The organism is Kitasatospora sp. NEAU-CNBT7, from assembly GCF_057220535.1.
Genome location: NZ_JBXQQB010000032.1, coordinates 1 through 14,762, shown reverse-complemented (window position 1 = coordinate 14,762; position 14,762 = coordinate 1). Strand labels below are relative to the sequence as shown.

Genomic DNA, 14,762 nt, shown 5'->3' with positions numbered 1-14,762 from the left:
TGACCTGCGAAAACGCCCTTCGGGTCGGCAGAAAAGCGTGTTATTCTGGAAAGCCACGGAAGGGGTCCTGTCACATGACGTTCAAGGTTGGCGACACGGTGGTCTACCCCCATCACGGGGCTGCGCTGATCGAGGCCATCGAAACTCGCCAGATCAAAGGTGTGGACAAGACCTACCTGGTGCTGAAGGTGCAGCAGGGAGATCTGACGCTGCGCGTGCCCGCCGAGAACGCGGAGTTCGTCGGCGTGCGAGACGTGGTCGGTCAGGAAGGTCTCGACCGGGTCTTCGAGGTGCTGCGTGCACCGTACACCGAGGAGCCCACGAACTGGTCCCGCCGCTACAAGGCGAACCTCGAGAAGCTTGCCTCGGGTGACGTCATCAAGGTCGCCGAGGTCGTGCGCGACCTGTGGCGTCGCGAGCGCGAGCGCGGCCTGTCGGCCGGCGAGAAGCGGATGCTCGCCAAGGCTCGGCAGATTCTGGTCAGCGAGCTCGCGCTGGCCGAGAACACCAACGAGGACAAGGCGGAGACGCTGCTCGACGAGGTGCTCGCCTCCTAAGGGCGGCCTCGTCCCACAGCACTTCTGCATGCCACGGCGCCCGATGCCGCTGTGCCACCACGGACTCGCAGTCGTCCAGGTGGTGCAACAGCACCTCGGGCGCTTCGGCATGTCCGCGGACACCCGCCACTGCGGGGCGGTGGTCCACTAACGTGCAGCCGGAAGAGGGTCGTGCCGGGCGCCCGATGCGTACGGCAGGGCCATACCCACTGCGACTGAGGAGCGAAACCTGAACGCCACAGCACACCTCGCGGCGGCGGTGGTCCCCGCCGCGGGACGGGGCGAGCGGCTGGGCCCCGGGGCCCCGAAGGCCCTGCGCGAACTCGGCGGGGTGCCGCTGCTCGTGCACGCCGTACGGGCGCTGGCCCGCAGCCGGGCGGTCGGCCTGGTGGTGGTCGCGGCGCCGCCCGGCGGGGAGGCCGAGGTCGCCGCGCTGCTCGACAGCCACGGCCTGGACGGCAAGGACGTCCGGGTGGTGGCCGGCGGCGCCAGCCGGCAGGAGTCGGTCCGGCTCGGCCTGGCGGCGATCCCGGCGGAGACCGAGGTCGTGCTGGTGCACGACGCCGCCCGCCCGCTGGTACCGGTCGAGGTGGTCGACGCGGTGGCCGCGGCCGTCCGGGCCGGGGCCGGGGCCGTGGTGCCGGCCGTCCCGCTGGCCGACACCGTCAAGCGGGTCGAACCGCGGCCCGCGGGCTCCCCCGAACCGGTGCTGGACACGCCCGACCGGTCGACCCTGCGCGCGGTGCAGACCCCGCAGGGCTTCCTGCGCGCGACCCTGCACGAGGTGCACGAGAAGGCGCTGGCCGAGGAGGCCGGGGGCTCGCCGCCGCTGGTCACCGACGACGCCGGGCTGGTCGAGCACTACGGCGGCCGGGTGGTCGTGGTGCCCGGGCACGAGGAGGCGTTCAAGGTGACCCGTCCGCTGGACCTCGTCCTGGCCGAGGCCGTACTCGCCCGCAGGAGGGCCTCCGATGGCTTCTGAGCCGACCCTGCCCGAACAGGCGCCTTCCGGGCCGACGGCTGCCGACCGGACCCCGCCCGCCGCGCCCGTGATCCCGCTGGTCGGCATCGGCACCGATGTGCACGCCTTCGAGGCGGGCCGGCCGCTGCGGGTGGCGGGCCTGGACTGGCCCGGCTCCGAGTTCGGCCTGGCCGGGCACTCGGACGCCGACGTCGCCGCGCACGCCGCCTGCGACGCGCTGTTCTCCGCCGCCGGCCTCGGTGACCTCGGGGCGCACTTCGGCACCGACCGGCCCGAGTGGGCCGGCGCGGCCGGGGTCACCCTGCTCGCGGAGGCGGCCCGGATCGTCCGGGAGGCCGGCTTCACCATCGGCAACGTGGCGATCCAGGTGATCGGCGTCCGCCCGAAGATCGGCAAGCGGCGGGCGGAGGCCCAGGCGGTGCTCTCGGCCGCGGTCGGCGCACCGGTGTCGGTCTCCGGCACCACCACCGACGGCCTCGGCCTGACCGGCCGGGCCGAGGGGCTGGCCGCACTGGCCACCGCCCTGGTGTACCGGGCGCCCTGAGCCGCCCGCGCGGCGGCCGCCCGCCCTCCGGGGTGTTTCACCGGTGCGGGGCGCCACCGGATCGGTAGCTTGGCCGGGTACCAGTTGGCTCGTCACCGAGAAGAGGTCCTGATGGGTGCAGCACTTCCCGACCGCGCGAAGGAACTGCTCGACGGCAAGAGTTTCGCCGTGGTCTCCACGATCCAGCCCGACGGCAGCCCGCAGTCCTCGGTGGTCTGGGTGAAGCGGGACGGCGACGAGGTGCTCTTCTCGACCGTCCAGGGCCGCCGCAAGCACCTCAACCTGGTCCGTGACCCGCGGATCACCCTGGTGCTCAACCCGCCGGACCACCCGTACACCTACGCCGAGCTCCGCGGCGAGGTGCAGATGACCACGGAGGGCGGCCGGGAGCTGATCGACGAGCTGTCCCGCAAGTACCGCGGCGAGGACTACGGGTTCGACGGCCCGGACGACGTGCGGGTGGTCGTCCGGCTGGCCCCGCGCAAGGTGGTCGGCAACCTCTGAGGCCGGTGGGGCCCGGCGGCACCGCTGCCGGGCCCCTGGCCTGCGGGTTCGCCGGTCCGCCCGGCCGCCCGCCCGGGCCGTCGGTGTCCGTACGGCCACCCTGGGTGGCGGCCGGTCCCGCACTGCGGACGGCCCGGACCGGCACGAACCCGGCGGCGGCCGGTACGAAAGGTGGCGGGGCACCCCCCGTCGCCCACTACGCTTGACGCTGTGAGCCTTCGCCTGTACGACACCAGCACCCGCCAGGTACGCGACTTCGTCCCGCTTGTACCGGGTTGTGTCTCGATGTACCTGTGTGGCGCGACCGTCCAGGCGGCCCCGCACATCGGACACATCCGGTCCAACCTCAACTTCGACGTGATGCGCCGCTGGTTCGGCTACCGCGGCTACCAGGTCACGTTCGTGCGCAACGTCACCGACATCGACGACAAGGTGATCGCCAAGGAGCGCGAGCTCGGCACCCCGTGGTGGGAGATCGCCTACACCAACGAGCGCGCCTTCAACGACGGTTACGCCGCGCTGGGCTGCCTGCCCCCGTCGGTGGAGCCCCGGGCGACCGGGCACGTCCCCGAGATGATCGAGATGATGCAGGCGCTCATCGCCAAGGGGCACGCCTACGAGTCCGAGGGCAACGTCTACTTCGCCGTCACCACCTACCCCGACTACCTGGCGCTCTCCAACCAGGAGTTGGAGAACCTCCGGCAGCCGGAGAGCACGGGCGAGACCGGCAAGCGCGACCCGCGCGACTTCGCGATGTGGAAGCGCGCCAAGGAGGGCGAGCCCAGCTGGGCCACCCCCTGGGGCCGCGGGCGGCCGGGCTGGCACCTGGAGTGCTCGGCGATGGCGCACAAGTACCTCGGCGCGGCCTTCGACATCCACGGCGGCGGGCTCGACCTGATCTTCCCGCACCACGAGAACGAGATCGCCCAGTCCAAGGCGTTCGGCGACGACTTCGCCAACTTCTGGGTGCACAACGCCTGGGTCACCATGTCCGGCGAGAAGATGAGCAAGTCGCTCGGCAACTCGGTGCTGATCTCCGAGATGGTGCAGCGCTGGCGGCCGATCGTGCTCCGCTACTACCTGGCCGGCCCGCACTACCGCTCGATGATCGAGTACAGCGAGGAGTCGGTGCGGGAGGCCGAGACCGGGTTCGCCCGGATCGAGGGCTTCATCCAGCGGACCGTGGAGAGCTGCGGCCCGGTCGACGCCGCCCCCGAGGTGCCGCTGTCCTTCGCCGAGGCGATGGACGACGACCTGGGCGTGCCGCAGGCCCTCGCGGTGGTGCACACCGCCGTCCGCCAGGGCAACAGCGCGCTCACGGCGGGCGACAAGGAGAGCGCGGTGGCGCGGCTCGCCGAGGTCCGTGCGATGCTCGGAGTACTGGGTCTGGACCCGCTCGACGAGCAGTGGTCCGGCGCGGAACGCGGCGACGACCTGCGCGGGGTGGTCGACTCGCTGGTCCAGCTGGTCCTGGAGCAGCGCCAGGCGGCCCGCGCCCGTAAGGACTTCGCCACCTCGGACGCCATCCGGGACCAGCTCACCAAGGCCGGTCTGGCGATCGAGGACACCCCGTCCGGCTCGCGCTGGACCCTCAACAACCAGTAACCCCGTACCCGTCGGGGTGAGGGTGGGCCGCACCGGCGCCGGTGCGGCCCACCGTATGACGCAGAAGAGACAGGAAGTACAGCCATGGCCGGCAACAGCCAGCGCAGGAACCGCCGCAACCCCACTTCCAAGAAGGGCGCGAGTGTCGGTACCGGCGGCCACAGCCGGAAGGCACTCCAGGGCAAGGGCCCGACCCCGCCCGGCGAGGCCCGCAAGGGCCACCCGAAGCAGCGCGCCGCCAACGCGGCGCTCAAGCGCGAGCGCGACGCCAAGTCCCGGGCCGGCATGCGCCGGGCCGGTGCCGGTGCCCGCGGCGGCCGCGGCGGCGCCGGCGCCGCCGAGCTGGTGGTCGGCCGCAACTCGGTGGTCGAGGCGCTGAAGGGCGGGGTGCCGGCCACCGCGCTCTACGTGATGCAGTTCATCGAGACCGACGACCGGGTCCGCGAGGCCTTCCAGGCCGCCAACGACCGCGGCGTCCCGCTGATGGAGGCCCCGCGCCCGCAGCTGGACCAGATGACCGGCGGCCTCAACCACCAGGGCCTGGTGCTCCAGGTCCCGCCGTACGAGTACGCGCACCCGGACGACCTGCTCGCGGACGCCGCCGACAACGGCGAGGCCGCGCTGGTGATGGCCCTGGACGGGGTCACCGACTCCCGCAACCTCGGTGCCGTGGTGCGTTCCGCCGCCGCCTTCGGGGCGCACGGCGTGGTCATCCCCGAGCGCCGTGCGGCCGGTATGACCGCCGGTGCCTGGAAGACCTCCTCCGGTGCGGCCGCCCGGCTGCCCGTCGCCCGGGCGACCAACCTGACCCGGGCCCTGGAGGCGTACCAGAAGGCCGGTCTGATGGTGGTCGGCCTGGCCGCCGACGGCGAGGCCGAGATCGGCGACCTGGAGCTGCTGACCGGTCCCGTGGTGATCGTGGCGGGCTCCGAGGGCAAGGGCCTGTCCCGGCTGGTCGCGGAGACCTGCGACATCCGGGTGCGGATCCCGATGCCGGGTGAGACCGAGTCGCTGAACGCCGGTGTCGCGGCGGGCATCGTGCTCTACGAGGCCGCCCGACTGCGGGCCAAGAGCGCCTGACGGCCGCTCGCGCGCCCTCCGGCGTACGCCGGGGGGCCGTCGCGACCGTCTCCGACGGTGGCGTGTGACCGTCTCCGACGGGGGCGCGTGACCGTCTCTGACGGTTGTTTGGAACTGAACCGATCGGGTCCTGTCGGGCCCGGTCGGTTTTCTCATGATCACTTCAAAGCGGGGCCCGGAATCCACCCGGGAGAGTGTCCTAAGGGGCCGTCACCCGGTTAGAGGGGTGTGGACACCAGAACACCTCGGCGCCCCGGGCAGGGCGGCACGGCGGGAATAGACTCCGGGCCCGCCCTCAACACGGTCAAGGTGCCGTCCGACCCGGCGAAGCTCAGCAGCACCCAGGCCAGCTTCCGGGTCAGACTGGTCACCCCGGTTGATCCGCTGATCGACGCCCCCGCCGGAGCGGCCTTCGGCGACCCGTACGGCATGCAGAGCGGCGGCAACCCCTACAGCAACCCGTACCGGGCGGCCGGACTCGGCACCCGCCCCATGGTCACCCCGCAGGTCGTGCTGCCCAACACCGAGGTGCCGGCCCTGGTCGGCATCGGCGCCACCCCACGGCGCAAGGCGCGGGTCACGGCCGTCACCTGGAGCGGGCAGGCCGCGCCCGGCGACCTGGCCGCCACCCAGCTGCTGGACGCCGTCCGGCTCAGCACCGTCCCGGCACCCGCCGGGGCGCCCGCGGGCGACGACACCCAGCAGCTCCCGCAGGTCCCCTCGTACGGCCAGGCGGTGCCCAGGCAGCCGGGCTCGCCGGGATCGGGCGGCCCGTCCGCGGCCCCCGCCGCCACGACGGCCGGGCAGCCCGCCTGGAGCCCGCACGGCGAGCTGCCGGCGGTCTCCGCCGCCGGTGCCGCCGAGGCCAGGCACCTGCGCGAGCCCGGCCGCCGGGTCGACCTCGGGCTGGTCCTGCTGCCGCTGCGGGTGGTGCTCGGCTCGCTGTCCGGCTACGCCGGGTTCAGCAAGCTCTGCGACCCGGTGTACTTCGACGGCGGTGACCGCGGGTCGATGATGCGCTGGCTCTCGGCCCTGCACCCGTGGAAGGCCGCCGCGCCGCTGCTCGACTTCACCATGGCGCACCCGGTCGGCTCCGGCCTGGCGGTGGCGTTCACCGAGATCGTGGTCGGCGTGCTGACCATCCTCGGCCTCTGGCAGCGGCTGGCGGCCGGTGCGGCGATGCTGCTCTCCGCGGCGCTGCTGTTCACCGTCAGCTGGCGGGCGGTGCCGGTCTACGACACCCCGGACCTGATCTTCCTCGCCGCCTGGAGCCCGCTGCTGATCGCCGGGGCGCCGTTCGGCTCGCTGGACGGCCGGATCGCCCTGAACGCCTGGCGGCGGTACGGCGCCGAGGCGCCCGCGGCGCTGCGGCGGCGGGTGCTGCGGCGCGGCGCGGTGGTCACCGCGGTGGTGGTCGGACTCACCCTGCTGATCGGCTCGATGCTCGGCGCGGCGGTCCGCACCGGACGTGAGCAGCAGGCCCCGGTCAGGCCGCCGACCGACTTCGGCTCCCCGGTGTGGCCCGGCAACAGCGCCCCCGCCACCCCCACGCCCTCGCACAGCCCGACCCCCACGCCCTCCCCGTCCCGCCCGTCGGGCTCGCCGTCGCCCGCCTCCCCCTCCCCGGGCAAGAGCAGCGGCAAGCCGAAGTCCTCGTCCAGCCCCAGCGGCAACGCCCGCCCCTCCGGCGGCGGCGCCGGCGGCACCGGGCAGGGCGGCAGCGGTTCCGGGTCCGGCGGTTCCTCGCCGCGCAGCAGCAACCCGAGCACCCCCGGGCTGATCGGCGGGGTGCTCGGCAGCGGGCCGGTCGAACTGCCCAAGCTCGGTCTGGAGCGCCAGACCGAGCAGCAGATGGTCTGACCTGGCCTTGGTGCCGCTCGTGCGGCATGCGCAGCGGCCCCCACCGGAGTTGTCCGTCCGGTGGGGGCCGCTGTCGTTGTTGCCGCTGCTGCCGCCTTGTTATTGGTGCCGTCGTGCCGTCGTGCCGTGGTGCCACGGTGCTGCGTTGCTGTGTGCCCGTTGCTTGTCGGCCGGGCGGGGGTGGAGCGTGGTCAGGCCTGGCCGCGGGCTGCGGCGAGCTCCTTGGCGGCCTCGGTGAGGTCCTTCGCGGTGTCGATAGCACGCCAGTAGACGCCCTGCGGCAGCTGGTAGCCCGCCAGCCGCTTGGCGCGGGCGAGCTGGGGGAAGGTGGTGCGCTCGTGGTCGCCGACGTCCGGCAGCAGCTCACGGAAGCCCGGCGCGAAGACGTACAGGCCGGCGTTGATCAGGAACGGCGAGGGCGGTGCCTCGATGAAGTCCAGCACGTTGCCGAACTGGTCGGTCTCCACCGCACCCCACGGGATCCTCGGCCGGGCCAGCGCGAGCGTCGCCATTGCGTCGCGCTCGTGGTGGAAGGCGGCCATGTCGCGCAGGCTGAACCTGGTCCAGATGTCACCGTTGGTGGCGTACCAGGGCTCCTCCGGCCGCGGCAGCGCCTGCGAGGCGTACTTGAGGCCACCGCCACGCCCGAGCGGCTCGGTCTCCACCACGGTCTGCACGTTCAGCGGCAGATCCGCCTTGTCCAGCCACTCCTGCAGCACCTCGGCGAGGTGCCCGCAGGAGATCACCGCGTCCGTCACACCCTCCGCGGCCAGCCAGGCCAGCTGGTGCCCGACGATCGGGGTGCCCGTACCGGGGATCTCGACCAGCGGCTTGGGACGGTCGTCGGTGTACGGGCGGAGCCGGGAACCCTGGCCCCCGGCCAGGATCACGGCCTGGGTGACGGCGGGAGCGGACTGGCTGAGGCGCGTCGAGTCTGCGGTCATGCGGACACAATAGGGGCCTCACGGACGGCGTCCCAGCGGTGCGCCGCAGCCCGGACCGGCGTGGGCCGCGGCGTGGGCGGCGATGTGGGCGTGGTGCGGATCCGGGCGTGGGCGTGGCGCGGACCCGGGTGCGGGCGCGGCGCCCGCGGACGGGCGGGCCGCTGCGCGGCGCGCGGGGACCGCAGTGCCGTGCCCGACGGTCCGTCAGGCGCGGCCCGTCGGGGGACCGTCACGGGATCCGTCGCCGGCGGGGTCGGTCGTCGGCAGGGTCGGTCCACCGATTGCGGGCGGTGGACCGACCGATCGACCGTTGCCGGGGCGGCCGGGGCGGCCGGGGCGGCCGGGGCGGCCGGGTCAGCCCACCACGCCGGCTGCGAACGAGCCGTCGCAGACCGGGCGGGCGAAGGAGCGGGCCCGCTGCACGTCCCCCTGGTACTTGCGGACGGCGGCCCGGCCGAGTTCGGCGGACAGCGTGCTGCAGTACGGCGTCAGCGAGGGCTTCTCCCGCATGGTCCGCTCCAGCAGGTCGAGCGCGGTGCCCGGGTTGTGGGTGCGCAGCTCCTCCATCAGGTCGGCCCGCAGGGCGTCCTGCGGGGCCAGGCCCTGGGTGTTGGGGGAGACGGCGGCGCGGCCGATGGTGCCGTCCCCGCTGGAGGCCGCGACCACCTGCTGGTCGAGCCCGGTCGGGGGCGCCCACGGGACGCGGGTGACGGCGAGCGTGCCGGTGGTCACCAGGACCACCGGCAGGGTCAGGGCGACGGTCTGGCCGATGCGGCGAACGAGCTGTTTCACGCACAGGAGCGTAGCGGTGGGCGACCGGGCCGACGCACTCCGTTACACCATTGAGTGACATGTGTCCTGCGGAGTTCGACCGATGTGTTGACGTATCCGCCTCCGACCGGCGCGAACGGGTGAGCCCCGGCCGGATCGCGGGGTGCGATCCGGCCGGGGCCCGGGAGTCTCCGTGGTGCGCCGGCCTTCGGCGGCCGGTGTCGGCAACTGGCGCCGGCTACTGCTCTCAGCTGCTGAGGCGGGCACCCGAGGTGGTGGAGAAGACGTGCGGCTCGCCGCCGTTCGGGACCACGTTGATGGTCGCGCCCTTGGCGGGGATCTGGCGGCCGTGCACGCGCACGACGATGTCCTTGTCCTCGCCGGCGACCTTGGTGGTGCCGTAGACGAAGCCGTCGGCGCCGAGCTCCTCGACCACGTTCACGGTGACCGCGACGCCCTCGATGCCGCCCGCGGGGACGATCTCGAAGTGCTCCGGGCGGATGCCGACGGTCACGGTCTTGTCGCTGCCGACGCCGGCCAGGTCCTCGCGGGAGATGTTGATGACCGAGCCGCCGAACTTCACGCCGCCGTCGACCAGCGGAACCTCGATCAAGTTCATCGCGGGCGAGCCGATGAAGCCCGCCACGAACAGGTTGGCCGGGCGGTCGTACATGTTGCGCGGGGTGTCGACCTGCTGCAGCAGACCGTCCTTGAGGACCGCGACGCGGTCGCCCATGGTCATGGCCTCGGTCTGGTCGTGCGTCACGTACACGGTGGTGATGCCCAGGCGGCGCTGCAGGCCGGCGATCTGGGTACGGGTGGAGACGCGGAGCTTGGCGTCCAGGTTCGACAGCGGCTCGTCCATCAGGAAGACCTGCGGCTGGCGGACGATCGCCCGGCCCATCGCGACACGCTGGCGCTGGCCGCCGGAGAGCGCCTTCGGCTTGCGGTCCAGGTACTCGGTGAGGTCGAGGATCTTCGCGGCCTCTTCGACCTTGCTGCGGATCTCGGCCTTGTTGACGCCCGCGATCTTGAGCGCGAAGCCCATGTTGTCCGCGACGGTCATGTGCGGGTACAGCGCGTAGTTCTGGAACACCATGGCGATGTCCCGGTCCTTCGGCGGCAGGTGGGTGACGTCGCGGTCGCCGATCCGGATGGCGCCGCCGTTGACGTCCTCCAGGCCGGCCAGCATGCGCAGGCTGGTGGACTTGCCGCAGCCGGAGGGGCCGACCAGGACGAGGAACTCGCCGTCCTCGACGTGCAGGTCCAGCGCGTCGACGGCGGGCTTGTTGCCGCCGGGGTACAGCCGGGTCGCCTTGTCGAACGTGACAGAAGCCATGACTGAGCTCTCCTTCACCGGCAGGAACGTGCCGGACGATCCGAGTAAAGGGGTGGATTGTCGTGCTGCCCGCTCGCGGCGGCCCAGTGGTCTGGACCACCGATGGAGCTGGCTCTGGTGACCGTACCCGTCCGTTCATCCGCTTGTCAGCCCCCAGCGGTGGCCGATTTCGGCATCAGTCCGATCACAACCGGGACAGATCGTCCGAAGCCGCGCCCACTCCCGATATCCAACCCGCACCGCCCAGCCCCTCCCGGTACACTGCCCCATGGTGCCGCCGTGGTCCGCCGCGGACGGCTACCGTGCCTCCTTAGCTCAGCTGGCCAGAGCACCGCTCTTGTAAAGCGGGGGTCGTCGGTTCGAACCCGACAGGGGGCTCAGCTGAATGTGCAGGTCAACGGCCTGCCAATGCAAAAACGCCCCGGCCGCAAGCGGCGCGGGGCGTTTCTACATCACCATCTGACATCAGCCGGTCGGGCGCCGCCGCTTCAACAGGCGGTCCATGTGCCCCATCGCTTCCCGCTGGTTCGCCTGCACCACGTGGGTGTAGATCTCCATCGTGACCGCGATCTGGCTGTGCCCGAGGATCGCCATCAGGTCCCGGGGCTGGACCCCGGCGGCGGCCAGCAGCGTCGCGCAACCGTGCCGCGTGTCGTGCAGCCGGATCACCGGCAGCGACTCGGCGGCGGCCACCCGGGCGAACGAGCGGGTCAGGTTGCGCGGCTCGACCGGCCGGCCGGTCCGGGTGGTGAAGACGAACCCGGACTCCCGCCACTCCGCCCCGGCCTGGCGGCGCTGCTCGGACTGCCGCATCCGCTGCCACCGCAGCGGCGCCACGCACATCATCGGCAGCGGGACGACCCGCGCCCGGCAGGACTTCGGGCTGTCCTGGTACAGCTCCCCACCGATCCGCTGGAGCTGCTGGCGGACCGTCAGCGTCCGGCCCTCCAGGTCGATATCCCGCCAGTGCAGGCCCAGGATCTCCCCGCGCCGCAGGCCGAGTGCGACGGCGAGCACGAACGCGGCGTACAGCTGATCGCGCCGGGCTCCCTCCAGGAAGACCAGCGTGTCGTCAAGACTCCAGGGCTTGGTCACTCGGTACTCCACTCGGGGGGCTGGAACGAGCTTGGCGACGTTGCGGGTGATCAGCTCGTCCCGCACGGCGGCGGAGAGGGCGGTGCGGAGCACCAGGTGCGACTCCTTGGCGGTGGCGGCCGACACCTTCTTGGTCACCGTGCTGATGAGCTTGCGCACGTCGGCGGTGCCGACGTTCTCAAGGCTCCTCGAACCGAGCACGGGCAGAAGGTGCAGCCGGATGTGCGTCTCGTACTTGTCGACGGTCGTGCGCTTGCGGTTCGGCCTGATGAAGTGGTCGAGCCAGTACGGCAGCCACTCCGAGAGCTTCGCCGACCGGGTGGGCGTCGGGACGTTCCGCCGGTCACGCAGGACCAGCTCCTGGCGCTTCTCGTCGCACTCCAGCCACGTCTTGCCATAGACGTACTTCCGGGCCCGGGTGCCGTCGGGCTGGGGCACGTAGACGGCAGCCTGGTACCGACCGTCCTTGCGCTTGGTCACGGTGCCGGCGCCGTTGGGGTTCCGCTTCTTCGCCATCAGGCGTTTTCCTCCATCTTGGTGCGGATGTACGCGGCGAGGGAGTCGGCGGGGATGCGTCGGCTGCGGCCCTCGGTGAAGGTGGCGAGCTTCTTGGCGCGGATGAGGTCGTAGACCTTGCTGCGGCTCATCCGGAGTGCGGCCATGACCTCGGGGACGGTGAGGACTTCGGGGATGGCGGTGGCCAAGGGTGGGTCCTTCCCGGTGCTGGGCGGGGGGTGGAAAGGGTGGAAAGGGGTGCTAAGCCCGGTGAGCTGGGCTTTTGTGGTGCGGGGTGGGGGTGGGAAGGGGGTGGAAAGGGGGGTGGAAAGGGTCGGGCGTCCCGGGAGGCCGGGTTGGGGCGGGACCTTTCCACCCCCCTTAGCACCCCCTTTCCACCCCCCTTGGGGTTGGTGTTTTCGCAGGTGGGAGGGCTTAGCACCCCTTTCCACCCTTTCCACCCTTTCCACCCCCGGGTCAGGGGGGTGGGGCGTAGAGCAGGACGGTGGTGTGCCGGCCGGTGCCGGGGATCTGGCCGCTGCCGTAGCCGTCGATCTGGAGGAGGGCGGCGACCAGGCGGTCGCGTTCGTCCTTGCCGGTCTTCTTGAAGAGCCGGTAGACCTCGTCGCCGGTCAGGCCGCGGGCCCCGGCGTTGCGGACGGCGGCGGCGAGCTTGTCGAGCTTGCGGTCGCCGGTGGTGTGCTCGGCCAGGCCGAGGACGTGGGCGGCGGAGGCCCGGGAGTAGGCGACCAGGGCGTGCGCGGCCCGCAGGTGCTCCTCCTTGATCTGCGAGTGGTGGTCGCAGAGGGCGTAGACCATGGCGAGGCGGAGCGTGTAGGGGGCGGCGCGGGCGGTGAACTCGGCGAGCGGCCCGTCCCCGTCGTCGTCCTGGCAGAGCGCCGGGTAGACGTCCTCGCGCCACAGCTTGCGGGCGGTGTCGTCCATGGTGATCTCGCCGGTCTGTCGGGCGTCGCGTAGGACGGTGCGCCAGGCGGAGGCGAGGTTGTCCACGAGCTGTGGATCGGCGCCGCGGGATTCGGCGAGGATCAGGTTGCGGTGGACGAAGATCGGCAGGTAGCGGTTGTAGGTGCCGCCGGCCATCTCGGTGTCCTGCATCTTGGCCCGCAGTTCGCGCGGGCTGATGTGACCCACGATGGCGACGTGCGGGGCGGTGACCCGGACGGCGTCACGGTTCATCAGGCCGAGGTCTTCGCCGTTCCATGCCTGGCGGAGGATCCCGCCGAGGGAGTTCCCCTCGCGGCGGGAGCGGGCCATGGTGATGCCGTACTCGGATTCCACGATCCAGCAGCGTTTGTCGAGCACTCCGGGGTCGTCGTCCTTGCCGGGGTCTCCGTCGCGGACGGCCTGGATCAGGCCTTCGCCGGAGGAGAGGCCGGTCAGCGCGTTGGTTTTGAAGAACTCCGGTTCGGCGGCGGCCAGCAGCAGGCGGGCGGTGTTGGTGGCGGCGCCTTTGCGGCCGGCGGCGGTGGCGCCGATGGTGAGGGCCCAGATGAGGGCGGGGTGGCGGTCGTTGCCGATCCGCAGGTGCGGGCCGGAGCCGAACATGGCTCCGGCGGCGGAGAGCAGGTTGACCAGCACCCCGACCGGATCGGCCTCGGTGGTCGGGTCGAGCTCGCGCACGGTCTCGCCGACCCAGCCCTGGAAGACGGCCGTGTCCGGGACCGGGCCGGGCCGGGTGGGCCGTTCCGCGCCGAGCAGCGGCCCGTAGAACACGTCCTGCACAGGCCCCGCCGTGCGCGCTGTGGCGGTGAGGGTGGGGTGGTGGGTCGGGTGGGCGGGCGCGGGGATGCTCACGCGGTCTCCTGGTGGCCGGCCGTGGCGTCGGCGGTGCGGGTTCGGCCGGTGGTCGGTGCCATGGCTCGGTTCCTTTCGGGTCGTCAGGTAGGGCAAAGGGGTTGGCCGCGTCGGGCGGGCGCGGCACCGCGAGGGGCGGGGGTCGGAGAAGCGCTTCTCCGGCCTCGCTCCAGCGCGGGCCGCAGGGTCAGGTGGTGGCGCCCCGGGCGAGGCCGCGGCGGATGGTGTGCTCGCACTCGGCACGGGTCAGGCCGGTGGCCATCCCGGCGTCCAGGAGCGTGTCGAACGCGAGGTCTTCCGGGATGACGCCGGTGGGCAGGTGCCGGCCGAGGGCGGCGGCGGAGGCGAACAGCCGCTTGGCACGGCCCGGGTACTTCTGTGCCTTCACGGTGGCGGCCTCGCGGTCGAGGGCGGCACGGACGTAGGGCTTCTGGTGATGGACCCGCTCGCGCAGCCCGGCGACCGGTGCGACCGGGGCCGGGGCGGGCGGTGGGTTGAGCAGGGCCAGCAGGGCGGGCGGGCACCGGGAGATGACGTTCGGGTCGGTGCCGGGGGCGAAGGAGTAGCGTCCGGCGGTGCCGAGGGAGCCGGGGCCGATCAGGTATCCGGCCGGGCCGCGGACGTCGATGCCCGGGGCGACCTTGCCGACGGAGTTGGGGAACATCGCGTCCGGCGGCGCGCCGAGCCACAGGTGGAGTCCCCCGGTCGGGGTGGCCACGGTGGCCGTGGCGGGGATGGTGAAGGCGTGCTCCGCGGCGAGCCGGGCGAGGTCGGCGACGCCGTCGAGGCCGTTCTTCCGGTCGAGGTCGAGGCCGAGCAGGTGGTGAGGGGCCCGGCCGCATGCGATGCCGTATCCGGTCGCCCACGGGGCGGCGGCGAACAGGGCGTCGATCTGCTGGTGGTCGGTGGTGGCGTCGAGGACGCCGTGCCCGGGGCGCCCGCAGGTGGCGCGGCACCGGTCGGCCTCGGGGCCGGGCGGGTGCGGGCTGGGGATCGCCGGCCGCTTCGTCCTGCCGGTCGGGAAGACCGCGAAGCCGCGGTCGGCAGCATGGTGAGCCGCGGTCGAAGCGGCCTGCCAGTCGTTCAAGGGCGTCTCCTAACGGCTGGTCAGAAGGTCTGTGGCTGTGTGCGACGGGCCCGGGGGCATCGCCGTCGTGTCGGCCGGGCCCGG

The 14,762-nt window shown here is 72.7% G+C and carries 14 protein-coding genes and 1 tRNA gene; 8 read left to right on the top strand and 7 right to left on the bottom strand.

Features of this window, described 5'->3' with window-relative positions; translation table 11 throughout:
* The first annotated feature begins 74 nt into the window (after nucleotides 1-74).
* The 7 genes from AC2TEW_RS30855 (at nucleotide 75) to AC2TEW_RS30825 (ending at nucleotide 7,132) form a co-directional block, all read left to right on the top strand.
* A complete protein-coding gene (locus AC2TEW_RS30855) occupies nucleotides 75-557 on the top strand; it encodes a CarD family transcriptional regulator (RefSeq protein ID WP_014136563.1) in 483 nt (160 codons plus the stop codon).
* Between the two features lie 202 nt (nucleotides 558-759).
* Nucleotides 760-1,539 (top strand): 2-C-methyl-D-erythritol 4-phosphate cytidylyltransferase, encoded by a 780-nt coding sequence (gene ispD / locus AC2TEW_RS30850; RefSeq protein ID WP_484626702.1) that lies wholly within the window; start codon nucleotides 760-762, stop codon nucleotides 1,537-1,539.
* Entirely contained in the window at nucleotides 1,529-2,083 is a 555-nt protein-coding gene (gene ispF / locus AC2TEW_RS30845; RefSeq protein WP_484626629.1) for a 2-C-methyl-D-erythritol 2,4-cyclodiphosphate synthase, read from the top strand. The genes ispD and ispF overlap by 11 nt, the downstream gene beginning before the upstream one ends.
* A 111-nt stretch (nucleotides 2,084-2,194) precedes the next feature.
* The gene (locus tag AC2TEW_RS30840) at nucleotides 2,195-2,587 is read left to right on the top strand and encodes a PPOX class F420-dependent oxidoreductase (RefSeq protein ID WP_484626628.1); all 393 of its coding nucleotides are present in this window, start codon (nucleotides 2,195-2,197) and stop codon (nucleotides 2,585-2,587) included.
* Between the two features lie 210 nt (nucleotides 2,588-2,797).
* The gene (gene cysS / locus AC2TEW_RS30835) at nucleotides 2,798-4,192 is read left to right on the top strand and encodes a cysteine--tRNA ligase (RefSeq protein ID WP_484626627.1); all 1,395 of its coding nucleotides are present in this window, start codon (nucleotides 2,798-2,800) and stop codon (nucleotides 4,190-4,192) included.
* 84 nt (nucleotides 4,193-4,276) lie between these two features.
* Nucleotides 4,277-5,272 carry a 23S rRNA (guanosine(2251)-2'-O)-methyltransferase RlmB gene (gene rlmB / locus AC2TEW_RS30830; protein ID WP_484626626.1) on the top strand — a complete coding sequence of 332 codons (996 nt, stop codon included), beginning with the start codon at nucleotides 4,277-4,279 and terminating at the stop codon, nucleotides 5,270-5,272.
* Nucleotides 5,273-5,500: 228 nt separating this feature from the next.
* On the top strand, nucleotides 5,501-7,132 hold the full coding sequence (locus AC2TEW_RS30825; RefSeq protein ID WP_484626625.1) for a DoxX family membrane protein: 1,632 nt from the start codon (nucleotides 5,501-5,503) through the stop codon (nucleotides 7,130-7,132).
* Nucleotides 7,133-7,323: 191 nt separating this feature from the next.
* Here AC2TEW_RS30825 and AC2TEW_RS30820 read toward each other — a convergent pair whose 3' ends face one another.
* The 3 genes from AC2TEW_RS30820 to AC2TEW_RS30810 form a co-directional block, all read right to left on the bottom strand.
* Nucleotides 7,324-8,076, bottom strand: a complete 753-nt coding sequence (locus tag AC2TEW_RS30820; protein WP_033820418.1) for a nucleotidyltransferase family protein — start codon at nucleotides 8,074-8,076, stop codon at nucleotides 7,324-7,326.
* A 354-nt stretch (nucleotides 8,077-8,430) separates the two neighbouring features.
* Complete coding sequence (locus AC2TEW_RS30815) at nucleotides 8,431-8,868, bottom strand: hypothetical protein (RefSeq protein WP_033820417.1); 438 nt, start codon at nucleotides 8,866-8,868, stop codon at nucleotides 8,431-8,433.
* A 226-nt stretch (nucleotides 8,869-9,094) separates the two neighbouring features.
* Entirely contained in the window at nucleotides 9,095-10,186 is a 1,092-nt protein-coding gene (locus tag AC2TEW_RS30810) for an ABC transporter ATP-binding protein (RefSeq protein ID WP_484626624.1), read from the bottom strand.
* A gap of 304 nt (nucleotides 10,187-10,490) precedes the next feature.
* Here AC2TEW_RS30810 and AC2TEW_RS30805 point away from each other — a divergent pair.
* A tRNA-Thr gene (locus tag AC2TEW_RS30805) sits at nucleotides 10,491-10,564 on the top strand.
* An 87-nt stretch (nucleotides 10,565-10,651) separates the two neighbouring features.
* On the opposite strand, the gene AC2TEW_RS30800 is transcribed toward AC2TEW_RS30805, so the two are convergent.
* The 4 genes from AC2TEW_RS30800 to AC2TEW_RS30785 form a co-directional block, all read right to left on the bottom strand.
* Nucleotides 10,652-11,797, bottom strand: a complete 1,146-nt coding sequence (locus AC2TEW_RS30800; RefSeq protein WP_484626623.1) for a tyrosine-type recombinase/integrase — start codon at nucleotides 11,795-11,797, stop codon at nucleotides 10,652-10,654.
* Nucleotides 11,797-11,985 (bottom strand): helix-turn-helix domain-containing protein, encoded by a 189-nt coding sequence (locus tag AC2TEW_RS30795; RefSeq protein WP_363506634.1) that lies wholly within the window; start codon nucleotides 11,983-11,985, stop codon nucleotides 11,797-11,799. Before AC2TEW_RS30795 ends, AC2TEW_RS30800 begins: the two co-directional genes overlap by 1 nt.
* A gap of 268 nt (nucleotides 11,986-12,253) precedes the next feature.
* Nucleotides 12,254-13,591: a DUF3987 domain-containing protein gene (locus tag AC2TEW_RS30790; protein ID WP_484626622.1), complete on the bottom strand. Its 1,338-nt coding sequence runs from the start codon at nucleotides 13,589-13,591 to the stop codon at nucleotides 12,254-12,256.
* A 187-nt stretch (nucleotides 13,592-13,778) separates the two neighbouring features.
* A complete protein-coding gene (locus tag AC2TEW_RS30785; RefSeq protein ID WP_484626621.1) occupies nucleotides 13,779-14,678 on the bottom strand; it encodes a bifunctional DNA primase/polymerase in 900 nt (299 codons plus the stop codon).
* Nucleotides 14,679-14,762 lie beyond the last annotated feature (84 nt).